Source organism: Nakamurella antarctica, assembly GCF_003860405.1.
GTDB lineage: Bacteria > Actinomycetota > Actinomycetes > Mycobacteriales > Nakamurellaceae > Nakamurella > Nakamurella antarctica.
In genome coordinates this window covers 1,682,129-1,705,356 of the sequence record NZ_CP034170.1, presented here as the reverse complement: position 1 = coordinate 1,705,356, position 23,228 = coordinate 1,682,129, and the positions used below count along the sequence as shown (strand labels likewise).

General features: G+C 60.6%; 22 protein-coding genes and 2 pseudogenes. 7 read left to right on the top strand and 17 right to left on the bottom strand.

Going from position 1 to position 23,228, the window contains the following annotated elements:
• Positions 1 to 752: 752 nt before the first annotated feature.
• From EH165_RS07475 to EH165_RS07450, 7 genes are all read right to left on the bottom strand, one after another.
• Positions 753 to 1,205, bottom strand: a complete 453-nt coding sequence (locus EH165_RS07475; RefSeq protein ID WP_239020469.1) for a phage tail protein — start codon at positions 1,203 to 1,205, stop codon at positions 753 to 755.
• A gap of 13 nt (positions 1,206 to 1,218) precedes the next feature.
• The gene (locus EH165_RS15405) at positions 1,219 to 1,392 is read right to left on the bottom strand and encodes a DUF6760 family protein (protein WP_164479020.1); all 174 of its coding nucleotides are present in this window, start codon (positions 1,390 to 1,392) and stop codon (positions 1,219 to 1,221) included.
• Positions 1,393 to 1,399: 7 nt separating this feature from the next.
• Positions 1,400 to 1,903: a hypothetical protein gene (locus EH165_RS07470; protein WP_124798913.1), complete on the bottom strand. Its 504-nt coding sequence runs from the start codon at positions 1,901 to 1,903 to the stop codon at positions 1,400 to 1,402.
• A complete protein-coding gene (locus EH165_RS07465) occupies positions 1,900 to 2,379 on the bottom strand; it encodes a phage tail protein (protein WP_124798912.1) in 480 nt (159 codons plus the stop codon). Before EH165_RS07465 ends, EH165_RS07470 begins: the two co-directional genes overlap by 4 nt.
• A gap of 49 nt (positions 2,380 to 2,428) precedes the next feature.
• Positions 2,429 to 4,003: a phage tail sheath family protein gene (locus tag EH165_RS07460; RefSeq protein WP_124798911.1), complete on the bottom strand. Its 1,575-nt coding sequence runs from the start codon at positions 4,001 to 4,003 to the stop codon at positions 2,429 to 2,431.
• Between the two features lie 307 nt (positions 4,004 to 4,310).
• The gene (locus tag EH165_RS07455) at positions 4,311 to 4,700 is read right to left on the bottom strand and encodes a DUF4280 domain-containing protein (RefSeq protein ID WP_124798910.1); all 390 of its coding nucleotides are present in this window, start codon (positions 4,698 to 4,700) and stop codon (positions 4,311 to 4,313) included.
• Between the two features lie 48 nt (positions 4,701 to 4,748).
• Entirely contained in the window at positions 4,749 to 5,390 is a 642-nt protein-coding gene (locus EH165_RS07450) for a septum formation family protein (RefSeq protein WP_124798909.1), read from the bottom strand.
• Between the two features lie 104 nt (positions 5,391 to 5,494).
• On the opposite strand from EH165_RS07450, the gene EH165_RS07445 reads away from it, so the two are divergent.
• Both EH165_RS07445 and EH165_RS07440 read left to right on the top strand, forming a co-directional pair.
• Positions 5,495 to 6,895, top strand: coding sequence for an FAD-binding oxidoreductase (locus tag EH165_RS07445; RefSeq protein ID WP_124798908.1), 1,401 nt, complete (start codon positions 5,495 to 5,497; stop codon positions 6,893 to 6,895).
• A complete protein-coding gene (locus EH165_RS07440) occupies positions 6,892 to 8,259 on the top strand; it encodes a class I SAM-dependent methyltransferase (RefSeq protein WP_124798907.1) in 1,368 nt (455 codons plus the stop codon). Before EH165_RS07445 ends, EH165_RS07440 begins: the two co-directional genes overlap by 4 nt.
• 46 nt (positions 8,260 to 8,305) lie before the next feature.
• On the opposite strand, the gene EH165_RS07435 is transcribed toward EH165_RS07440, so the two are convergent.
• Both EH165_RS07435 and EH165_RS07430 read right to left on the bottom strand, forming a co-directional pair.
• A complete protein-coding gene (locus tag EH165_RS07435) occupies positions 8,306 to 8,881 on the bottom strand; it encodes a TerD family protein (RefSeq protein WP_124798906.1) in 576 nt (191 codons plus the stop codon).
• 88 nt (positions 8,882 to 8,969) lie between these two features.
• The gene (locus tag EH165_RS07430; RefSeq protein ID WP_124798905.1) at positions 8,970 to 9,647 is read right to left on the bottom strand and encodes a GNAT family N-acetyltransferase; all 678 of its coding nucleotides are present in this window, start codon (positions 9,645 to 9,647) and stop codon (positions 8,970 to 8,972) included.
• Positions 9,648 to 9,723: 76 nt separating this feature from the next.
• Between EH165_RS07430 and EH165_RS07425 the strand changes: the two genes are divergently transcribed.
• On the top strand, positions 9,724 to 10,512 hold the full coding sequence (locus tag EH165_RS07425) for an inositol monophosphatase family protein (protein ID WP_239020467.1): 789 nt from the start codon (positions 9,724 to 9,726) through the stop codon (positions 10,510 to 10,512).
• 76 nt (positions 10,513 to 10,588) lie between these two features.
• On the opposite strand, the gene EH165_RS07420 is transcribed toward EH165_RS07425, so the two are convergent.
• Both EH165_RS07420 and EH165_RS07415 read right to left on the bottom strand, forming a co-directional pair.
• Positions 10,589 to 11,041, bottom strand: coding sequence for a SufE family protein (locus EH165_RS07420; protein WP_124798903.1), 453 nt, complete (start codon positions 11,039 to 11,041; stop codon positions 10,589 to 10,591).
• Entirely contained in the window at positions 11,034 to 11,930 is an 897-nt protein-coding gene (locus EH165_RS07415) for a sulfurtransferase (RefSeq protein WP_124798902.1), read from the bottom strand. The genes EH165_RS07420 and EH165_RS07415 overlap by 8 nt, the downstream gene beginning before the upstream one ends.
• Before the next feature lie 377 nt (positions 11,931 to 12,307).
• Here EH165_RS07415 and pgi point away from each other — a divergent pair.
• A pseudogene (pgi, locus tag EH165_RS07410) lies at positions 12,308 to 13,956 on the top strand (glucose-6-phosphate isomerase).
• A gap of 204 nt (positions 13,957 to 14,160) precedes the next feature.
• On the opposite strand, the gene EH165_RS15400 reads toward pgi, so the two are convergent.
• Entirely contained in the window at positions 14,161 to 14,403 is a 243-nt protein-coding gene (locus tag EH165_RS15400; RefSeq protein ID WP_164479150.1) for a hypothetical protein, read from the bottom strand.
• On the opposite strand from EH165_RS15400, the gene EH165_RS07405 reads away from it, so the two are divergent.
• The 3 genes from EH165_RS07405 to EH165_RS07395 all read left to right on the top strand — a co-directional run bounded on the left by EH165_RS07405 (position 14,402) and on the right by EH165_RS07395 (position 19,388).
• Entirely contained in the window at positions 14,402 to 15,922 is a 1,521-nt protein-coding gene (locus EH165_RS07405) for an Ig-like domain repeat protein (protein ID WP_164479149.1), read from the top strand. The two genes, EH165_RS15400 and EH165_RS07405, sit on opposite strands and share 2 nt — an antisense overlap.
• 90 nt (positions 15,923 to 16,012) lie before the next feature.
• On the top strand, positions 16,013 to 17,407 hold the full coding sequence (locus tag EH165_RS07400; RefSeq protein WP_124800382.1) for an ATP-binding protein: 1,395 nt from the start codon (positions 16,013 to 16,015) through the stop codon (positions 17,405 to 17,407).
• Positions 17,400 to 19,388, top strand: a complete 1,989-nt coding sequence (locus EH165_RS07395; RefSeq protein WP_124798900.1) for a vWA domain-containing protein — start codon at positions 17,400 to 17,402, stop codon at positions 19,386 to 19,388. The genes EH165_RS07400 and EH165_RS07395 overlap by 8 nt, the downstream gene beginning before the upstream one ends.
• A 4-nt stretch (positions 19,389 to 19,392) precedes the next feature.
• On the opposite strand, the gene EH165_RS07390 is transcribed toward EH165_RS07395, so the two are convergent.
• From EH165_RS07390 to EH165_RS07380, 5 genes and pseudogenes are all read right to left on the bottom strand, one after another.
• Positions 19,393 to 20,769 carry a M24 family metallopeptidase gene (locus tag EH165_RS07390; protein ID WP_124798899.1) on the bottom strand — a complete coding sequence of 459 codons (1,377 nt, stop codon included), beginning with the start codon at positions 20,767 to 20,769 and terminating at the stop codon, positions 19,393 to 19,395.
• A 383-nt stretch (positions 20,770 to 21,152) separates the two neighbouring features.
• A complete protein-coding gene (locus EH165_RS15755) occupies positions 21,153 to 21,854 on the bottom strand; it encodes a zinc-binding dehydrogenase (RefSeq protein ID WP_239020759.1) in 702 nt (233 codons plus the stop codon).
• Positions 21,855 to 21,934: 80 nt separating this feature from the next.
• Positions 21,935 to 22,174 (bottom strand): annotated as a pseudogene (locus EH165_RS16825) (alcohol dehydrogenase catalytic domain-containing protein); the annotation flags it as partial.
• A 111-nt stretch (positions 22,175 to 22,285) separates the two neighbouring features.
• Positions 22,286 to 22,447, bottom strand: coding sequence for a hypothetical protein (locus EH165_RS15395; RefSeq protein ID WP_164479148.1), 162 nt, complete (start codon positions 22,445 to 22,447; stop codon positions 22,286 to 22,288).
• Positions 22,444 to 23,169, bottom strand: coding sequence for an SMP-30/gluconolactonase/LRE family protein (locus EH165_RS07380; protein ID WP_124798898.1), 726 nt, complete (start codon positions 23,167 to 23,169; stop codon positions 22,444 to 22,446). Before EH165_RS07380 ends, EH165_RS15395 begins: the two co-directional genes overlap by 4 nt.
• Positions 23,170 to 23,228: the final 59 nt, after the last annotated feature.

Here is a 23,228-nt window from a genome sequence, read left to right as displayed (position 1 = left end):
AGAGGCGGCGGCGTGTGTCGTCCCATTGGCCTTGCGCGCTGGGATGGCGAAGTGCCCAACCCCTCGTGACAAGCGCTGGCGCCACGCTGGCGCAGCAGTGTCCGCCGACGTGCCTTCAGGCGTGGTGCGGGGAACGGCTCCAGCCGATCGCTGGTGCCCGTCGCCGTCCCCCTTTGACGTCCCCGGCTGGCCGCGGTCCTTGCTGGAATTGTCGTGGGGGAAGGTGTCGCGTTGAACAGGGGCACCTACCGGTGGAGATGGCCGAGGTAGGACCAGCTTCACGGCGCCAGTCATTGTCCCTGCGGCACGAACATCGGGGATTCGGCGAACGGGAATGACGCTGCTCGCCATCTTGGCAACCATTACGCCTGGAAGGTAGGACTTCTCATCGGGCAAAGTGGATGACGACCGTCGAAGTCCGCGACTTTGCGGGAATGCGCGCGGTTCTGCAGAAGCTCCCCAGGTAGATTCCGCCGGCACCTGCCCTGGCGTCCACCACCGGGGCGGACGGACAGTGCCGGCGGCGCGCGGGGTACTGATGTCTCCGGGGCCGGCCAATCGCCGACGAACGGGGGAAGCCTGCGTCAGGCCCGCAGCAAATCGGCTCGCTCCCAGGGCAACCGACCCTAGGGGCGCCGGGCGTTGACGACCTGGCGGGCCTGGTCGCCCCCAACGACGGATGGCCTCACGGCCCAGGGTAGGTCGTGACTCCGCGGTTTCTGACCGAACACCCACGCTCGGGGAGGGGTCCGTCATTTTTTGGTCGCCGGGACGAAGCCGTGATGAACTATCTCTAACTCTTCTGAGAGCGCATTGCTGTTATCGACGTCGAAGTCCGGCCCTTTCCATCTAATCGGCATTACTGCTTCGAGATTCCAGGAGCGAAGCCTGTCGCCAGCCGAGGAAATCGCAGTAATCGCCCCCGATCTGCGCACCACTGTGTTACCCGCAGCCGCAAACCCTTCACCCGAAGTTTTGTTCATCCATTCGAACAGCGCGTCCGCCTGGGTAAGACCGCGGCTGAAAGTAATGGACGGCCATTCGAGTCGACCCGGCAGCTTGTGCGTAAAGCCGTTTTGTCCGCCCTCCACGACCTCTTCGACTGTGGCGCTCACCTGAAGTCCTTTGATGCTGCCAAACAGGCCGATTTCAACACCGTCGACTTCAAAGAGAAATCGAGACGTGAGGCTCGGCTCGCCGCCCAAAGGCGTGGCACCCTCAGGCAAATTCACGGACCGACTCCCATGCTCTTTCGTTCAGACCAGCAACTGCACGGACCATCCGCACCCGGTCCATATGTTCTAGGTCAAGCAAATCGTCCATTGGCCAATGCAGGTGGTAGGCCAGATATGCGATCTCCTGCCAGATCACTTCTGCCGGGTAGCGCAACATGTGCCGATCACCGCGACTCTCGCGGCATCTCCTCCACGCGTGCACGGTACGTCGCCCTGGGCGGCGCTGAGTATTCCGCGGGTTCAAGCGAAGTAGCTTCGGAGTCCGGGCCACGCGATTCGGAACTGGCAGTGGCTGCGGGAGTAGTGACAGGTGTTGCCCCGGTCAACGGCTCAGACGCAGCCTGAGCAGCCAGCAGAGCCTCGTACTCGGCCTGGTTACCAAAGTTGATAACGCCATAAAAGTCCTGCAGGAACGCAAGATCGGCAGCGAAAAGACCTTCGATCTCGTGTGGGGTTACCATTTCCAGGCTTCCCAGAGTCTGTACCACGCGGGCCAGGATCAGCACCGTGAGGCGTGGGTCATCCGGTCCTTGGATAGTGGGGTCCCGCAGAGGTTCGAGCTCATCCCGCGCCGTGGCTAACCTCATCGTGCCAGCGGTGTGCAACGCACCGTGACGATCGATATAGCCCCGGGGCAGGGTGAACTCGTACGAAGTCTTCAAGCTCACTTGACCCGCTCGAGCTTTTCTATAGTCAGGGTGATGGTTTCCTTGACGGGATCGTTGGAATCTACCGACAGGGCGTCGGTGGAGATTTTGGACGGCCAGCCGTTCGTGAAGTTGAACCGCGCGACTTCTGTGTGCGTGGAGTCGTACATCACGATCGACCCGCTTTTGCGGTGGTTCGTCCGGTCGCCGATCTTAATTCCCTTGTTGTAAATATCGTTGAACCACTTCCACAGGTTGTCTGCAGTAGAGTCCGCCGGAGCCATCCGGGTAAGGGAAAGATCCGGCGCCTTGTTACGGCCGGCGAGCGTCTTGACGGTCTGAGATTTACCGTCTTTACCTACCTGTTGGGTCATAGCGACTTCCATCTCAACGTCCAACCCGGATACACCGGACAGGGTCGAGAGGACGGCGCCATCAATTTCGAGAAAGAAGTTTTGGGCTATCAGCGGATCGGTATTAATGAGGTCATTCGGCATCGCGGTTCTCCAGTTCTGGGGTCACTTACAAGAAAAGATCGACGGCGGTTTAGCTAGCGCCCTGCTTGTGCTGGGCAATGCGGAACACCACGAATTCGGCGGGCTTGACCGGTGCAATACCGACCTCAACGATCAACAGACCCTGATCAATCGACTCCGGAGGGTTGGTTTCGGCGTCACATTTGACATAGAAGGCTTGGTCCGCGGAAGCACCAAACAGAGCTCCGGCGCTCCACAACCCGCGTAGGAAGGAGTTCAGCGTCCGCTTTATGCCCTCCCAGAGAGCCATATCGTTCGGCTCGAAAACAGCGAATTGGGTGCCTTCGGCGATGGTAGCTTCCACCATGTTGAAAAGGCGTCGGACGTTGATGTAGCGCCAATCGCTGTCACTAGCCAGCGTGCGCGCGCCCCAGATCCGGATGCCACGAGTACCAAACGGTCGGATGCAGTTGATACCAATCGGATTGAGCAAGCCCTGCTCGTTCTGAGTGACCCCATATTCGACATCCAGGACACCACGGATGGTGTCGTTTGCCGGCGCCTTCCACACACCCCGAGTCTCGTCAGTACGTGCCCACACTCCCGCGACGTGGCCGCTTGGTGGGACAAAGACTTCCGCGTCACCGTTCGTGCCGATCGGGTTTTCGACCTTGATCCAGGGGTAGTACAAGGCAGCGTAGGCCGAGTCGTACATGGCGACATCGCTGCGCCATTCCTTGATTTGCTGTGGGCTCATTCCGGGGGGCGCATCGAGGATGGCCATCCTGTTGCCGTTGAGTTCGCAGTGCGTGATCAACGACGTCTGCACTGCCTTCCACAGACCCAGGTCGATGGTCCCGTCTTCCTTCGTCGCGGCGGTCACGAGGTCGGGGACGATCACCATCGTCACGTCCTCCGCGACCGCGAGGCCGTTAATGCCCGCGCGGGCTGTTTCCGAGCCCGCGAATTTACGCCCGGTCACGGGGACCGGGATAGGTGAAGACTTCTCAAGTGGGTACACCCCAGGTTTGAGAACCTCTATCTGGGAGGAGATGTCGGTCTTTGCATCGAGTAGGACCTCTACCTTGATCTTGGTGGAGACCCCGTTTACCGCCTTGGCGACGGAGGCGAGTGTGAGGCCAGGGAATGTCTCTACAGCCACACCTTGAACGAGGACCGTCAGGTCGAAAGGGTTGGGCCCGTCGGGCTCGCTGCCATCCACAGAAGGTGACTCGTCCGAGCTGTTGATGGCCAGCGCGATATCTGCGTCCGGCTCTAGACTTTCCACAGCAAGGGGAAGTCCCAGCGCGCGATCAGCTGCGGGCAGTTCGCGGCGGGCTGGCTCACCGGAAGGCGTGGTGTTCGGGATTCGCACTATGTAAGCAATGGATCCGCCGTTAGCGAAGTACCCGTAGACAGACAGCGGGAGGATGGCACCTTTGACGAAACTGCCGTAGAGGCTTTCGAATTGAGTCCAACTGGTGACCAGCCGCGGGGCCAAACCTTCGGGGTCATTGGGATCATCCGTCGGAACCTTTTCAGTGAAGCCGACAAAGGCTGCAATCGCTGTAGGAGCTGAGGAGAGCACCTTCTGGGACGAAACAACCTCCTCGATGTAGACCCCTGGCGCTGTGTACGTGGGCATTCCCACTCCTGTCCTGATGATGGAACGACTCTTGATGGCGTTTTACAACCGGCAACACGAAAAGGTATGTACCGCAACGGGTACACAAGATATCCACGCCGGTTTTCACGCGGCGATAAGTAGGACACGGTGGACTATGCCAGCGTTTCTTTGTCTGTGGTATCCCATTCGCCCGTTTGCTGATCCTTGCGGGGACCCCATACCCGCAGAGGGTGAATGGGCGCCCCAATGAGAAGGCGCTTACCGTCACCCGTGCACCGTAGGTGACTCGATCGCTGAGCAATGCGGGTACGGCAGGCGACCTGCTTTAGCCAGCCTGGGTTCGAATTGAACCCGGCATCCCGATGACGATAACGCCGCCCCAGGCGCAGTTACAGGTGGCGCCAGCGACCAGGGCTGGAACGCCTCCGTACTGGGTCTGAGGAGCCAGCGCTGTCCAGGGCGCAGGCACCAATGGAATACAGGGCATGGGCGTGAGGATGCCTAGAGCAGCAGCTGTGGCGGCCGCTACGGTCGGGTTTGACAGTGAAGTGCACATCCCGAAAGGCGGGATGTTAACCGCAGGCGCAATATCGAGAATCGTTGCGGCAAATTTCTTTTCGACCAGTGGTCGGGGTGGCAGGACCATCAGGCTGGATGGCGCGACCCCGAAAGAACATTGCATCATAGCGCCAGCGGTGACGCACGGATTTGGCATTTCACACTCCTAGCAGTTCGACGCCAATTGTCTGCAGATCCCCAGATTTCACTTCTTGCTACCGGCCACAGATGACGTAAGTGTCTCGCCGGTAGTCGTGAGGAAACAGATGACGGTGCGGTCTTTATCGCTCTCCCACGAACGCGCCGAGGGGAACAAAAAAGTGGTGAAAAGCGATGAATCTTGGTAGCTCACGCCAACATAGTCCATCACCGCTTGGGCGCAGCGTCCCTGGGCAAAGCTCTTGAGCGCATTCACCCCTGGGTAGGTGTCTGATGCGCCATTGGCATCCACATAGTCCGACAGGAGGAATGCCTCCATCAGGTGACCCTGATCGCACGGAATGAGATCAAGGTTGGGAATCTCGGCCTGGACTGTGCCGGGTGGGTTGAAGCATTGACCAACTTTGACGTCGAAGGCGGAAATGCTTGTGGTGTCGACCTTGTCGTCCTTACCGAATATGGAACTCACCCATCCGCATCCGGCCAGCGATACGGCGACAATCAGCAGCAACCCAATCCGGGTGAGTGTCGGCGCTACTCTCAGACCCTGGGAGGCGCCGCGGGGGCTTTTGGCAATAACTTCGGTGTCTACGAAATGTGCGCCGGGCGCGGTAGGGGGCCGATCTCTCACAGTTGCCTCTTGCTCGTAGTGGTGGATCACCTGCATGGTGAAGAGAGAAGTAGACATTTCAGACTTTAGAGAAACAGCCTGACACACCAACCGCCCGGACTCGGTTGCGGATAGACGCGGTCCGCGTGATTGTCGTGCGATCCGGGTCTAACGTAACCACCATGTCGTCTCAAAACCGAGGAACTGTCTCGGCGTCATACCGCGCCCACGCCGAAGCTGCACAAAGGCTAGGGCGAAGCTACCGCGCACTGCCCACGGGAAGCACAGTGCGACTGGCGAAAAAGACCTCAAACATATTCCGAACCAGAGCAAAAACCAACGCGCCCGGGTTGGACGTCACGGGACTCGACAGCGTCATCGCCGTGGATACCCGGAGGCTCACGGTCGAGGTTTCCGGAATGTGTACCTACGAGAACCTTGTCGCAGCAACGCTTAAGCACGGTTTACGCCCACTCGTTGTCCCACAGCTCAAAACAATCACAGTCGGGGGCGCGATCACTGGACTCGGGATCGAGTCCACATCGTTTCGGCACGGGTTGGTCCATGAATCCGTGGTAGAAATCGACATTCTGACCGGCGATGGCGAGATCGTCACGGCTACCCCGACCAACGAACACTCCGACCTTTTCTACGGATTTCCCAATTCCTACGGCAGCCTCGGCTACGCCGTGCGCGTTGTTCTGGAGCTTGCGCAGGTGAAGCCCTACGTGCGCTTAGAGCACCTGCGCTATCGCGATCTAGACGCCTTGGAGCAAGCGCTTACAACGCTTGCGGCAAGTGGGACCCACCGCGGGTTCGCCTTTGACTTTCTCGACGGGGTTGTCTTCTCACCTACCGAGAGCTACCTCACCGTGGGCACAATGACCGACGAGCCTGGGCCGGTCAGCAATTACACAGGGCAGGGCATTTACTACCGCTCCCTTCAGCGCCGCACCAGTGACCGGTTAACCATCGCTGATTATTTATGGCGATGGGATACCGATTGGTTTTGGTGCTCTAGGGCCTTCGGTGCCCAGAACCGCGTGGTGCGAAGGTTGTGGCCACAGCAATGGCGCCGGAGTTCGGCGTACTGGAAGTTGGTGGCACTGGACCGTCGCTTCGGCATTGCCGATCGGATCCAGGGTTTGCGAGGCAGGCCGCCGGAAGAACGGGTGGTGCAGGACATTGAGATTCCGGTTGAACAGAGCGCGCGGTTCTTAGACTGGTTTCTGCACAACGTTCCTATTACCCCATTGTGGTTGTGCCCCTTACGAAATAGGCAGGCAAGCCGTACCGCGCAGTGGCCGCTCTACCCGATTCGTCCCGGCCAGCTGTACATCAATGTGGGATTCTGGTCGGCAGTGCCGGGTCAACAGAGCGGCGAGATCGGTCATACCAATCGACTGATCGAGCGGGAAGTGAGCCGATTGGGCGGACACAAATCTCTCTATTCCGATGCGTACTACACGCAAGCCGAGTTTGAGAAGCTCTATGGCGCAAGCACCTACACCACACTCAAGAAGAAGTACGACCCGGACGGCAGGCTCCTGGACATGTATGAAAAGACAGTGGGACGTCGATGACGACATTCAAAGCACCCCCTCAGAGTTCCCATCGCTCGCACCGAGACGATGTGCCGACTCATCCGAAAATGACTGTGGCACAGGTGCTTTCCACGCTCATTGATGGCGAACTTCCGTTTCGGTTCAGCGCCTTCGACGGGTCGGTCGCGGGACCGCCGGAAGCAGCGCTCGGTGTGCACCTGGTTTCCAGTAGGGCACTCAACTATTTTCTCAACGCGCCCGGCGATCTAGGCCTAGCAAGGGCCTACGTGGCAGGTGATCTCGAGTTTTCCGGACTGAACTCGTCAGACCCTTATCCGATGCTCGCGTTGATGGCGGATGCATTGCACGTGCGTCGTCCAACGCCTGCCCAGTTGTTGAATCTGGCGCGTTCGCTCGGCTGGAAGCAGTTCGTGCCTGTCGCGCCGCCAGCCCAAGAAGCCCCGCCTCGATGGCGACGAGCAACAGCGGCCCTGACGGCGGGTAGCAGCGTTCTGACAGCGATGCAGCGCCATTCGAAGCAGCGCGACTCGGACTCGATTCATCGCCATTATGACGTTTCCAACGAGTTTTACGAGTACGTTCTTGGGCCGTCGATGGCCTATACGTGCGCTGTCTACGACACGGAAACAACAAGCTTGGAACAAGCGCAGGAAAACAAATACCGCCTCATCTTCGATAAGTTACGGCTCACTCCCGGCCAGCGCTTGCTGGACATCGGTTGCGGCTGGGGATCCATGGTGAGATATGCTGCACGCCAGGGCATCTCAGTTTTGGGTGTCACGCTGTCAGCAGAACAGGCTTCCTGGGGACAACAAGCCATCATCCGTGACGGGTTGGAATCGTTGGCAGAAATACGATACTTGGACTACCGGGATGTGCCCGAAACGGGATTCGATGCGATTTCGTCAATAGGGCTGACCGAACACATCGGAGTCGACAACTACGCATCCTATTTTGCCTTCCTGACGACAAAACTCGCCGACGGCGGCCGCCTACTGAATCACTGCATCACGCGTCCCGACAACTTCTCGCAAGCTAAAACTGAAGCATTCATCGACCGCTACGTGTTTCCAGATGGTGAGTTGACCGGCTCGGGCCGGATCATCACGGACATCCAGGACGCCGGCCTGGAGGTGCGTCACAGCGAAAACCTCCGGGAACACTACGCTCTGACGCTTCGGGACTGGTGCATCAATTTGGCCGAGCATTGGGATGAGTGCGTTGCAGAGGTGGGTGCGGGTACCGCACGTGTCTGGGCGCTGTATATGGCCGGCTCCCGAATGGGTTTCGAGCGCAACGCCATTCAACTCCATCAGGTGCTGGCCGTGAAACCCGGCTTGCGGGGGGATGCGGGGCTGCCGCTTCGTCCCTGGTGGAGTTGAGTCAACCTCGGATCAGGGCACGCCCAAGCTTCAGAACCCCGAACAGCTAGAGCGGCACCCCGAAGTCGGTGGCGATGCCGGACAAACCGGAGGCGTATCCCTGCCCCACGGCGCGGAATTTCCATTCGCTGGAGCTGCGGTACAGCTCGCCGAACACCATGGCAGTTTCGGTCGCGGCGTCTTCGCTCAGGTCGTATCTGGCTAACTCGGCGCCGTTGGCTGAATCGACAACCCTGATGAAGGCGTTGCGGATCTGGCCGAAACTTTGCCCTCGCGTGTCGGCGTCGTAGATGGAAACGGCGAAAATGACGGCGTCCATGTTGGGGGGAGCGGCGCTCAGATGGACGGTGATCTTTTCGTCGTCGCCGTCACCGGCGCCCGTGCGGTTGTCGCCCTGATGCTCGATGACGCCGTCGGGGCTGCGCAGGTTGGAATAGAAGACGAAATGTTGGCCGGAGACTATCTGTCGATTGCTATCCACTCCCAAGGCGCTTGCATCGACGTCGAACTCTGCGCCGGTGGTGGTTCGTGCATCCCACCCCAACCCCACGATCACCGAAGCGAGCCCGGGGGCTGCTTTGGTGAGGGAGATGTTGCCGCCCTTAACCAGACTGATTCCCATGAGTGCTCCTGACAGATGCGGTGTCGCGTGTTCAACGGATGACCGGACGCTCCTGCGCCGAAGTACGCCCCTTGGAATATAGAGTCCACTAACCCTCGAGCGTGGGATAAATGACGAGATCGGCAGCGGGGGTCGGGTCCCGCCACATGGTGGTGATCGGTGGCCGCCCCGGGGCGACGGGGATGCTGCCGTGTATGTCGAACCCGGCTTCCCGATACCGAGCGTCATTGGCGCCGTTGCTGGACTCCAGATACACCCCGATCCCCTGAGAGTCCGCCTGTTGCATGACGTGGCTGAGCAAGTCCATCCCGATGCCATGACCGCGCGCGCGACCCCGCACGCCCAGCATGGAGATATAAAGGTGCGGTGTGGTGACCGGACGCGCATGCTCGAACCGTTCGAAAAGGTCGTTGACCTGCTGAGCGTGATCTCCGAGTAGTTCGTTAATAACCGCGGGGAACCGGCTCGCGTCGTCATCCGACATTTCATTAATGCCGGGGGCGAAAGCAGTGATGACAGCCCCGTAATCGCCCGTCAGCCAGACTGAGCGATGCGCGATGGCGTGGGATACGGTCATCTGAAATATCGCGGCGTGCTGCGCGGCGCGCACCGTAATGTCAGGAAAAGCCCAGCTCCACACCGGATCTCGATGGAATGCTTCCACCAGGGTGTCGACAACTCCCTGAAGGTCGGCTGGCGTGGCCAACCGCGTCGACGTCGCAGCATCAGCTCTTACTAGATTTGCACCATTGTTCGTCGCCGACATCCAACGAGCATACGGTGGCAAGCGCGACGCCTGAAAAAGTGCAAACCCGACTCCGATTACTGGCACAGTGGGGAGGGTGATTGATCACCGCCACCAGCTCTCGTCCCTTGCACTCTCCGACGCCGAACTAGCTGCCCAGCTGGTGACCCAGGCGGGCACTCTGGCCGCTCAAATGCTCGCTGCAGGACTGACTGTCGACACGAAGACCAGCATCAGCGACGTAGTTTCCGACGCCGACAAGGCAGCAGAATCGATGATCGTGGCCGCGCTAGCGCTGGCGCGGCCCGATGACGGCGTTCTCGGAGAAGAGGGGGCGGCCGCTCCTGGCAGACGATCCTGGGTGATCGACCCGGTCGACGGAACCTACAACTTTGTGTCCGGCCTACCGGCTTGGTGTTCGGCGCTGGCACTTCTCGACGGGGAGGACCTGTTGCTGGGTGCGATCTTTCAACCCACGACGAACGAGTTGTGGGTCGGTGGCAAAGGTTTGCCGGTCACTCTCAATGGCGTGCAAGTCGCCCCCTTGCTGGATCGGCCGCTCCACGAGGTCGCATTTTCGACCTACCTGCATCCACCGCGCTTGGTCGACCCGCACCTGCTGAACCCCATCCTGGCGGTCCTGCAACAGTCGGCGACGGTACGCATGATCGGCTCGGGTTCCGTGGAGCTAGCAGCTATCGCTGCCGGTCGCCTGGGTCTGTGGCTCCACGCCGATACTCATCCCTGGGACTGGTTGCCGGGCGCAGCGTTGGTGCGCGCTGCCGGCGGTGTCGCCGAGGTATTCGAGCACGGGGGACATAGCTGGCATGCTGCCGGACCGGCTACGGCCGTGGCGCAAGCACAGCAACTCGTGCTCGCTACCTGAATCCCGCCCAGCGGTGGGTTATGACGCGCGAGAACCCGGATTCTCAGGCCACACAGCACCACTCGGCGAGGTAGCGCTAGCTTGCGAAACCGACCTTCTCGTGCACCTGTCGTTTGATTCGATGCAACATGGCGCCCATACCGTTCAACCGCAGCGGGCTTACCGCCGCGCCCAACGACAGCATCTGCGGCAAATCGCCCGGGATAGCGAGAATCTCGCCGGCATTCAGCCCGTCGAGTCCCTCTTTCAAAATTCCGGCAAAGCCTCGGGTGGTGGGCGCTTCCGGTGGCGCAGAGAAATGCACACTCACGTGAGCGTCGGCGCCGTTGCCCGACACCTCGGTGATCAGGAAGATGGGGGACTGGCACTCGGGAACGGCTTCGAGGAGCTCAGGGTGTTCCGCGTACTTCACCGGCAGCGCCGGTAGTTCCCGGCTGAACTCCAGGAGAAGTTGCAGTCTTTCGGGGATTTCTAGGGCAGCGAAGTCAGCAGCAATTTCGGCCAGGGCAGCTGGCAGCAGTTCAGCCATCAGCGTGGCCCGCCGCTTCGCCCTTGACGATGGGCACACGAACAGCGTTACCCCACTCGGTCCAGGATCCGTCGTAGTTTCGCACCTTGTCGAAGCCGAGCAAATGCGTCAGCACAAACCAGGTGTGGCTGGATCTTTCACCGATGCGGCAATAGGCAATGACGTCATCCGATGGCGTCAGTCCTTTGTCACCCTGGTAGATCTGCTCCAACTCCGCGCGGCTGCGAAAGGTGCCATCTTCGGCTGCAGCAAGCGCCCAGGGCACGGACTGCGCGCCCGGGATATGGCCGCCGCGGAGTGCGCCCTCCTCGGGATAATTCGGCATGTGGGTGCGCTCACCGGTGTACTCCATGGGAGAGCGAACATCGATCATCGGCTGGCCTAGATGGGCCAGCACGTCGTCCATGTACGCCCGAATACTGCTGTCTTCGCGGTCCACTGTCGGGTAGTCGGCGGGCACGATGGGCGTTACGTCAGTCGTCATCGGACGAGCTTCAGATTGCCATTTTGCGCGGCCACCGTCGAGCAGGCGGACATCCTCGTGTCCGAAAAGCGTGAATACCCAGAGGGCGTAGGCGGCCCACCAGTTGCTTTTATCGCCGTAAATCACCACGGTGCTGTCCCGGGAGATGCCCTTGGCCTGCATCAGGGTGGCAAACGCCGCACCGTCGATGTAGTCGCGTCGCACCGGATCATTGAGGTCGAGATGCCAATCAATTTTGACCGCACCAGGAATGTGGCCAATTTCGTACAGCAGAACGTCTTCGTCACTTTCGACCACGACGAGACCCTTGGTGCCGAGTGCGGCTTCGAGCCAATCGGTACTGACAAGCCTTGTGGGGTGAGCAAATTCGGAGAATGCGGGATTGTTGTCAGCTGGCAACACCACGGATCTGACTCGCTTTCGTTAAAAAAACAGACTCGCTCGCTGGCGATTCAAGAATTTTCGCACTGGGGGACACGTGCTGTTCACGCACCCGTTTCTTTCACCCGACTCTATCTTCCGCGCGTGGGCGGGAGGTCGCATCACTGCTCGCGGCGCCCGGGATGCCGGGGCGACATCTTCACGACTACCGTTACCCCGGGCTGGTGATCAAGCGAAGGAAGTCGGATCACCTAGGCCAGTCGTCATGCCAACAGCGGGGAGCGATATCCCTCGCCGAACAAGGAGCCAGCGTGAAATCAGGTGCCGAGAACCTCTCTGAAGCCTCGACGAGCGGGGAGGGTTTCGAGCCGGGAGCCACGACGTCGGTCCAGTGGGCAGCCGTGCAGGATCATTTCGCTCACGTCAAAGACGTTCACCTGCGGGAAATCTTCGCCGCAGACCCCGACCGAGGCACGGAACTCACGGCAACCGCGGTCGATCTGCATATCGACTATTCGAAGCATCGCATCACGCGCGAGACGATCGACCTCCTAATGTCGCTGACAGAGCCTGCCGCCTTGCGGGTCAAGATCGACGCGATGTTCTCCGGTGCCCATATCAACGTCACTGAGGACAGGGCCGTACTGCATACCGCTCTTCGACTGCCCCCAGGTGCAAGCCTGATCGTGGACGGCCACGACGTTGCGGCCGAGGTCCACGAAGTCCTGGGGCGGATGGAAGCATTCGCCGACCGGGTGCGCAGCGGCGAGTGGACGGGAGCAACTGGCGCCAGGATCACCACGGTGGTCAACATCGGCATCGGCGGGTCGGACCTGGGGCCGGTGATGGCGTTCGAGGCTCTTCGCGACTATTCCGACCGCGGCGTGGACTTCCGCTTTATCTCCAATATTGACCCCACCGATGGTTTCGAAAAAACCCGTGACCTAGACCCGGCCCAGACACTGTTCATTGTTGCCTCCAAGACGTTCACCACCTTGGAGACGTTGACCAACGCTCGCCTCGCCCGCACCTGGCTGACAACCACGTTGATGAGCCAGCACGGTCTGAGCCACGATGAGGCGCAGTCCGCTGTGCGCAAGCACTTTGTTGCAGTTTCCACCGCTGCCGACAAGGTGGCCGCTTTCGGCATCGATCTTGACAACATGTTCGGCTTCTGGGACTGGGTTGGCGGTCGTTATTCCTTCGAATCTGCCGTCGGCCTGTCGCTGATGGTCGCTATCGGACCGGCGAATTACCGCGAAATGTTGGCCGGGTTCCACGCGATGGACGAGCATTTCCGGACTGCACCGTTCGCGCAGAACGCCCCCGTGATTCTTGCCCTGCTCAATATTTGGTACGGCGACTTCTTTCACTCCGGCTCACACGCGGTGTTGCCCTATTCCCAATACCTCATTCGATTTCCGGCTTACCTGCAGCAACTCACGATGGAGAGCAATGGGAAATCTGTTCGGATAGATGGAACTCGGGTGTCAGTCGACACCGGTGAAGTTTTCTGGGGGGAGCCTGGCACCAACGGCCAGCACGCTTTCTATCAGCTGATTCACCAGGGCACGCGGATCATCCCAGCCGACTTTATTGGTTTCATCGAGCCGCTCCATGAACTGCGCGACGGCGACGCCGATGTGCAAGACCTGTTTATGAGCAACTTCTTCGCTCAGGCTTCCGCCCTGGCTTTCGGGAAGACACTTGAGGAGATCCTGGCGGAGGGGACCAGCGCAGAGGTGGCTCCCCACAAGGTGATGCCGGGTAATAGGCCGTCAACCTCCATCCTGGCGACCCGGTTGACACCCAGCGTGCTGGGCCAGTTGGTCGCCCTGTACGAGCACATCACCTTTGTTCAGGGCGTGATCTGGGGTATCAACAGCTTCGATCAGTGGGGGTGGAGCTGGGCAAAGCGATGGCGCAGCAGCTCGCACCCATGTTGACGGGGGAGAAGTCCACGGATAGCCAGGACAGCTCCACCGCCGCGCTCATCGAGCGATACAAGGCAGGCCGAGGACGAACAGCGGGCCCTAGTGCTGGGCGCTGAAACCGTGACCAGCCTGAGATGCAATTGCGACCACTCGTTGGGGTTACGAATGGGACAATCGACCGGCGCCACACTGCATGCGATGCGTGCAAGCGCGGGACATTTAACCTGAATCGCGTAATTCGATTTCTCTTTTCGGGTAAGTCAGTGGCGGCACGCGATCAATGTGGCGGTTCTTGTGATGGGGGTAAATATGCGGGTTCATCAGCGGCGTCGGTCTCGGGCCGGTAGGGCGCGATTGGCTGTAGCGCGCATGGTGATTGTCGCTGCCGTGGGCGGCGCCCTCGTCGCTTGTGGGCCGGCGCAGAATCCGATCTCGGCGGGCGCTACCGCGGGCAGTTCGACCTCGGCACCCGGCGGGGAATCTGTCGCCAGCGCTGCCAGTAACGTGCCTGCTGCCAATAGCGCGTCCGCCACCGTTCCAGTGTTGGCGAGCAGCTTGACCATGACTGGACCCGAGTCGTCGGTGTTCGGTAAGGATCTCGCAGTCTCGTTCTCGTTGTCAGCAGGATCGACCCCGATTCCAGACGCGGCCGTTACGGTCCAAGTGGCTGGTGCTTCGCAGGTTATCCGCACTGATGCAGCTGGCACGGGCACGGCGACTATTGCTGCGGCCCAGGTTGCTCCCGGCCCTGCGGCCGTGACGCTCACCTATGACGGCGACGGAGCCCACCCCTCCGCTTCCACCAGTGCCAGCCTCGACGTGCTGCCGGCGGCAGCGACCCTGGTGCTGGCTGCTAGCCCGAGCGATGCTGCGGCGACCTCAGTTTCTGCCGCACTCAGCACCAACAGCGGCATCGACGCCGCCGGAGCGGTCACGTTCGATATCGATGGTGTGACATCGGAGCCCGTCGCAGTAAGTGCGAACCAGGCATCTTTTGCTCTACCAACTTCGTTGGCGTTGGGCGCTCACACCGTCACCGCGTCGTACCTGCCGACAGCGCCGGATCAGGTCGGTCCCACCACCGCCGCCAGCACGGTGTCCATCGCCCAAGTCTCGACCGGCGTCACCGGTTCGGCAACCAAAGACGCCGTTCGTTACGGCGACCAAGCTTCCTTCACCATTGCTGTGTCGGCAGCTGCGGAGGCGGATTTGACCGGCGCGGTGAAGGTCACGGACGGCGAACAGGTCGTCGCCGAAGGCACCACCAACCCGCAGGGCCAGGCGTCGCTGCAATTTTTGAACAGGTTCGATCCGGGTTCGAAGGATCTCACCGTGACCTTTGCCGGGTCCGATCGTGTGGGTGCCTCCCAGTCGCAGCTCACGCTCGTCACCAGTTCTACCAATGTTGACATTTCCATCGTGAAGCCGACGCTTCTCCCCGACGGCAGCGGGACAGTGACAGTGAGCATCATCGGCACACCCGACAAGCCAACTGGGCAAGTTACGGCCACGCTCGATGGGATTGAAGTCGCCAATGGCGAGGTTGACGCTGCAGGGAAAATTGGTTTCACCGTCTCTGCGGTTGCCGCCGGGGATCATCAGATTCTTGTGAACTACTCGGGCGACAAACGGTTCCAAGCCAACACCGCCAAGGCGACCCTGTCGGTTACTCCGCCCGTCGTCAATCCCAACGAGGCGGGAGCCGCCTCGCTGGCTGCAGCCAATCCTTGCCCAACGACTGCAGCCGCGTGCGTCGACCTGACGAATGAGTTGGCGTGGTTGCAGACCGGCGGTGAAATCACCTACGGCCCAGTCGATATGACGTCCGGGAAGGCGGGCCACCGCACCGGAACCGGCACGTTCAAGGTGTATTGGCTAGACAAACATCACAAGTCGAGCATCTACAACGGCGCCGCGATGCCTAACTCCGTATTCTTTGATGGCGGAATAGCGTTTCACCAAGGCAGTCTCTCGGTGCAGTCCGCCGGTTGCATCCACTTATCAAGTTCGGCGTCAGAAACGTTCTTCAACGCCCTGCACCTCGGCGACAGCGTGTTCGTGTTTGGAACTCCTCCTTACTAAATCCTGCGCTCGTGTTGAGGTGATCAGGCGCAGCGTTCCTGCGGCCCAGCCGGCCGCTGGCGCGCAGGCGTAGCGTGGGAAAGCGTGCAGATCACCTCTCCTGAAAACCTTCCCGGCACCGTTGGCGAACTCCGAGCGAGCGGCCACGTGCAGCGAGGTGTCAAGGCCGAAATTCGCGACAACCTGTTGGCAGCGTTAACGTCTGGCCACAGTCCGTGGGAGGGCATCGTCGGATTTGACGACACTGTGCTTCCCCAATTAGAGCGGGCATTGCTGGCGGGCCACGACGTGGTCCTGCTAGGTGAGCGAGGTCAGGGTAAGACAAGGTTGCTTCGGTCACTGGTGACGTTGCTCGATGAGTGGACGCCCGTGATCGAAGGGTCTGAACTCGGCGAGCACCCTTTCGATCCCATCACGCCGGGATCACAACGCCGTGCGGGCGAGCTCGGCGACGACTTACCCGTTGCCTGGAGGCATCGCCTGGAGCGTTATACCGAAAAACTCGCGACGCCGGACACCGCGGTTGCCGACCTGATCGGCGACGTGGACCCGGTCAAAGTAGCCGAAGGGCGCTCGCTCGGCGACCCGGAGACGATCCATTTCGGCCTGGTGCCGCGTGCTCACAGGGGGATCGTGGCAATCAACGAACTGCCCGATCTTGCTGAACGCATCCAGGTTTCGTTGCTCAACGTCATGGAAGAACGCGATATTCAGGTCCGTGGGTATACCTTGCGACTGCCCTTGGACATCCTTCTGGTGGCCTCAGCCAATCCAGAGGACTACACCAACCGCGGACGGATTATCACGCCCTTGAAGGACCGGTTCGGGGCTGAAGTGCGAACTCATTATCCGCTCGAGTTGACACATGAGGTGGCGCTGATTCAACAGGAGGCCCACCTGGTTGCCGAGGTGCCGGATCACCTCTTGGAAATCATTGCCCGATTCAGCAGGCTGCTGCGCGACTCGGACTCGATCGACCAAACATCCGGCGTTTCAGCGAGGTTCTCAGTCGCCGCGGCGGAAACCGTCGCAGCCGCAGCGCTTCGACGCTTTGCCGTCACGTCGGAAACCCGCGCCACGGCAAGGCTTATCGACCTTGAATCGATGGTGCCGGTGCTTCGGGGCAAACTCGAGTTCACCACCGGCGAAGCAGAGCGCGCGTCGGAAATTTTGGCGCATCTTCTTCGTCGCGCCACAGCTGACACCGCTAAAGCTGCACTGCGCGGGGTCGATCTAGCCCCACTTGCCGAGGCGGTGGGGCAGAGTCCGCTGCGCACGGGAGAGCGCGTGACGGCGGCCCAAGTGGTTGCGGCGTTGCCCGACCTGCCGGTTGTCGCCGAAGTGGGTGCCAGGCTAGGGGCGCTGGATTCGGAGGGCCCAGGTCCGCTCGCGGCTGCGGCCGAACTGGCTCTTGAGTTGCTCTTCCTCACTAGACGTTTGACTAAAGCGACGAGGGCGAAGGGCGACACGGTCAGCTATGGCTGAAAGCGCCGAGGACATCTCGGGGGTCGGCCCCACATCACCGGGTCGGTCATATTCCTACCAGCGGTACATCGACGGCCCGGACCCGCTGGCTGAACCGCGAGACCTGCGCCGCGAGCTGGAGCGGATCGGCCGCGACGTGATGGAAGGTGCTTCTGCCCGGCAGGCATTGCGAGAGCTCCTACGGCAAGGGAGCAAGCACCGGCAAGGCCTCGATGATCTTGCTCGGCGAGTCAATGCACAACGCAGAAAGCTTCAAGGCAACCATCGGGTGGATGGAACTTTGCAGGAAGTGCGGGGTCTTCTCGAGCAGGCGCTTCATCAGGAGAGGGAGGCTTTGGTCAGCCAGAACACAGATGACGCACGGTTTCGCGAATTCCAACTAGATGCTCTTCCGGGCGACACCGGGTCGGCCGTCAAGGAGTTGAGCAACTACGACTTTATTTCCGCCGAGGCGCAGCAATCCTTTGACCAAATCCAGCAATTGCTTGGACGCGAAATGTTGGACCAACTCTTTGCTGGAATGAAAGCCGCGTTGGAACATGCAACACCGGCGGACATCGACAGCGTCAGGCTCATGCTCACTGACCTGAGTGCGTTGCTTGCAGACTACGCCGCTGGCACGGACACCCCAGACCAGTTCCGCACATTCATGGCCGACCACGGCGCGCACTTTCCCGAAGACCCCAGCTCCGTATCCGATCTCGTCGATCTGCTGGCCGCGCGTGCCGCCGCCGCAGAAGGCATGATGCGATCGTTGACGGCGGATCAACGCGCCGAATTATCGCAGCTAAGCCAACAAGCTTTGGGGGACAGCAGCCTCGCAGACTCATTGGCAACACTGGACCGGCAGTTAAAGAATCTTCGTCCGGGCGAAAAGTGGAATGGCAGTGCGAACTTCAAAGGTCACACCCCTATGGGGCTTGGTGAAGCCACCCGCGCAATGGAAGAACTCGCCCGGCTTGATGATCTTGCACACCAACTGGCGCAGGACTACCCGGGGGCAACGCTTGCCGATATCGACCACCAATCACTCGAGAACGCCCTCGGGCGGGGCGCAGCGCAGGCCCTGAGCGACCTTGCCGAACTTGAGCGTGAGTTATTGGCGCAGGGCCTTCTGCAACGCGGCCCCGATGGAACTCTGCAGCTCTCGCCAAAGGCGATTCGGAAGCTGGGGGAGTCGATTCTTCGCGACGTTGCAAAGAGCGTCGGGAACCGTCAGGGCGAGCGGGATACCCGGCGCTCTGGTGCTGCGGGGGAACCGACCGGGGCGAGCCGTCCCTGGGCGTTCGGCGACACCCATGCGTGGAATGTGCCGCGCACCTTGCTCAATGCGCAACTGCGTCAGGCGGGCGGTGACCAACGCACTCTCGATGTTGCCGACGTGGAAATCATTGAGACGGAACAACGGACCCGTGCGGCGGTGGTCCTGCTCGTCGATACCAGCTGGTCAATGGTTCAGGATGGGCGGTGGGTGCCAATGAAGCGGACAGTATTAGCGCTGCACCAACTGATTTCGACCAGGTTTCGCTCAGATGCATTGCAAGTCATTACTTTTGGTCGATCGGCCCGTCGCATCGAGCTCAGCGAGTTGATTGGGCTCGAAGGGGCGCACGTTCAGGGAACCAACTTGCATCACGGATTGTTGCTGGCTGGCGAGCACCTGGCCAAGCACCCTGATGCGATGCCCGTGGTGCTCGTAGTAACCGACGGCGAACCCACGGCGCACTTGGAAGGCCGTTCCGGCGTTGTCTTCTCGTATCCGCCGCTGTCAGAAACGCTCACGGCGACCATCACCGAGCTGGACAAACTCACGGCTCGCCGAGCGGCCATCACCTTCTTTGCCCTGGGTGAGGACCCACGACTGATCGAGTTCATGGATTCTATGGCGAGGCGTTGCGGTGGCAGGTTGGTCGCTCCTGATCTGGATGGCCTCGGCGCCGAAGTTCTCGCTGACTACCTTCGAAATCGCACACGCACCTAGGGTTTTACTTCGTCATTCCGAGCTGCGCATCCATGACGTAGGGAGTGAACCACAGCGGCATGGTGCTCATCGGAAGAACCGATTCATCGAGTGTCACACCTATGACGTCGCTCAGGTAGCGGCGCCTATTTTCCACTCTGTCCCATAATTCGGGATAGTCGTTGGCGAGTTCGGCGCGTAGCGCGCCATCGGCCAGAGCGACGCCGTCCTCTACATTGACGTGCAGGCCCGGGGTGGTTGATACCGGGATGATGTCGCACTGCACCATCGAACCGGACTGCAGGCGCACAGGACTGGCTTGTTCGAACGTGGATTGGCTCCACTCCTCAAGGTGCAGCAGGTGCCCAGGATTCAGCGCGAATTCGAATACTGTCCGGTCCCGCTTACTCTCCGCCGCGGCGAAGATATCTCCGGTGGCGGCTCCCACGGTTGCCGCTTCGTACCAGGCAATCAAGACGTCGAAATAGTTCAGCGCAAGTTGCGGGAAGCCCTCGCGGGCGGGGCCAACGAGATCTTCGGGCCCACGAGCGATTATTCCAGCTCGACAGGTAAGCCCACCGCGCAGGCCTTGCGCAATCGCGAAGGCATCGCCTAGCTGCGCAACGTTGGCGCTGGGGCTGTAGAGGCCTTGGCGATCACCGAAGTTGACCATGGTGTGGCAGGACAACGGAATTCCGTGATCGAAGAGTGTGTCTGCAAGCGTGTTGGCTGCGATTCCCGGGTGCAGGTGACCGAGCGCGGTCATCACCGAATGTGAGGCCACCGCAGCGGCATATTCGAAATGTGCGATTTGGTGGGCGCTCGACACTGTCCGAAGACCGCTGGTGGGGTGCTTAAAAATGTGCTCGGCGTTGACGACGCTGCCGGTTAACCCGACTACCTGGCGCAGGGCGTCAACGAGGTAGGCCGGAGCCGAGAGCGCGTGGACAGGATCTTGGACAAAGCCAGCAGTAAACTCCTTGCCGCCAGCCACACCTACTCGAGATCCGGTCTCGATTCCGGCGGTGCGCAATAAATCGGTCAGCTGCAGTGGGCTGCTGCGTATTTGACCCAAGGGACTTAACTCTTGGTACAGATGGACAGGGATACCTATTTCCCTTGCGGGCCACAGTTTAAGGTTTTCGTTGCCAAGGAGGAGGTTTCCTAAGCCGTCCGGTGAAAGAACATAGATAGCTTCTTCGAACCGGGGATCGACTCCGGTGAGGTGAACCAGATCAGCGAAATGCTCACGATCGGCATAGACCAGGAGAAAATCGAGTTCCGCCGATCGCAGTTTGTCCTGAGCGGCCACAAGTCGAAGTAGGTACTCCGAGTTGGTGATCGCCGCAGGTTCGGCCCCCACGGAGATCGCGGGCGCGGGAATTTTGGCAAAGTTTGACATTTCGAGACGCCTTTCTGAAGACGTGGAAGAAGTGCGCTTCACTAACGGCCTGTGCCGATGTGAGGACATGGTCAAAGTCGAGGCCCTGTTCGCTGACCCTATGGTGGCAGCACCTCACACTTTTCTCAATTCGTCTTTTTTTGCATCATCAAAACGATGCCCATCAGGTTCGGAGGCGTCTCGCAAAAATTCGACATGCTTTGCCTGTGAACGCTCATCTGGCAGCCTCAGGCGCGACTATCACGGTGATTCTTAGCGCGTTTGTAGACCCATGAAGGGCAGGTTCTGCAGGGGAAAAACGCGGGTCGATCTGCGGCTTTGTTACCCGTGTTGTCTGCCGATCTGATCATCTCCCACTGTGGAAAAAAACTCCGAGCGCCAGATTAGGGAAGTCTGGGATCAACATGCACTTTTGGGCCTGGTCCGGCGCGCAGCCCCCGGCGGCCTTCGAAACGCTCGGCGATTTCTGATAGCCCTACAACTTCGGCGACGAGGGCGTCAGGAACGACAGCTCCGGAGGCGAATAGTTCGATGGCACCGACCAGTCCAGGGGAAGCAGACAAAATACCCACGGCCGTAACATCTTTCAGCGCCAGGTCACGGCTGTCCACCAGGCTGGGAGTTCCTGCAAGACCGATGTACACCACCCGGCCGCCTGGGTCGACGAGCCGTGCGGCGACAGAGGGAGACGCGTGGTGACTGGTGGCGTCAATGACGGCGTCGTAGTGCGGCAGGCCGGCTGCGACGCCGCGCGCGTCGTTGAGGCGGGACACATCATCGAACTCGGGAGCGACATCCGGTAGCCACCTCGTGACAGGCACACCCAACGAATGGGCAAGCTCCAGGGACGATTCGCGGTCCCCAGCAACCTCCACCTCAAGACCGCGCGCCAGCGCAATCTGCGCAGCGAGCAGCCCGATGGTGCCAGACCCGAGAATCAATACCCGGCCACCCCGAGCCAGCCCCGTTGCCTCGACGGCTCGCAGTGCGTTACCACCGGGTTCGACCAGCGCCGCCGCTGCCACAGACACTGAGTCCGGGATTGCGTGGGCGTATCGCTGGGGGATGAGGAGCTGCTCGGCCAATGCTCCAGGCCAGCCGTCTTGAATCCCGACTTCGAAACGCTGGGGCAGATGTGGTGTTTGCCAGAAAGGCAGAATCGACATTCACCGCAGCCAAGCATGGTGTCACCTGTAATGCGACGGCCCAGCCAGGCCGCATCCGTTTCGGCGCCGAGTCCAGTGACGACGCCGGTCCATTCATGGCCAAGGCGCAGCGGAAAATGCATGAGACCCTGTGCAAGGTAGGCCATGTCACCGGTGTAGAACTCAACATCGGTCCCGCAGATACCTACGCGTTCGACGTTGACAAGCAGTTCACCTCTACCAGGAAGCGGTGCATCCACCAGCACGACAGAGGCGGAGCGGGGCGCGCTGACGACGAATGCGCGCACCTACTCCACCACCGAGACGATGAACTCGCGGCGGGTATCGAGTAGCGCCTTGCGCGTGGTCATTCACTCGCTCCAATACGGAGTTCCGGTGGACCCGGCCCACCGCGATTCGTCAATGCCGCGGGCATCCACCTCGCACAGGAACAGGGCCCCCGCAAGTGCGTCATGGTCGGTGTCGTTGTCCGATGTGGTGATTGCCAGGAGCCCGTCGGCCACGAAGCTCATGCACGTGACCTGAGGGGTGCCCACCTCAACCTCGGCGAGAAGAATTCCCGAGGGGCGAAACATTGCACGAGGCCGGCTCCCCACTGCGCGACCCACAGATGGCCCTGCACGTCAACAATCAAGCCATCCGGGTGGCCAGCAAAATCGCAGGGGATCGGGGTCCATGCATCCCACGACTGAGAGTCGTAGGCATGCGCGGACAGGGTTTTGGTCAGGGTATCGACGTGATAGATGGTCGCACCGTCCGGCGAAAAGCCGATACCGTTGGAGAGCGAGAGCCCGGTCCGTAGGGTTTCAACCTCGCCGGAGGCCGACACTCGCACCAGCACCTCCTGGTCCGTGCGACCACCTGTCGTCAAAGTGCCCACTACAAATCGGCCCTGCGGGTCAACTGCTCCATCGTTGAGGCGCGCACCCGGCCGATCCCCCACCAGATCTGGGCCGAGCGAGAGGACGCCGTCGGGCGAGAGGCACGCTAAGCCGGTGGCGGCTGCGAATAGTCTGCCGCCATCTGCCGCGAGTGCTACCGCACCGACGGTCACATCAATGTGTGTGCGGCGTGTTTCGGTGATGCCGTCCTGGCCCACCTTGCCCTCAAGGGCTACGCCGTCGTTGATATCGATCCACTGCACTAACCCCGTCATCGGGTCAAGAAGTATGCCTTCGCCGAGACCGTATCTGGAACTTCCGGCCACTCGCGCCCGCGCTCTGTTGGGTGCCATAATTCGGGAAGTGTAGTCACTACTTTCCCCGGGTTAAAACGTAGCGCTGGCGTTGCGGA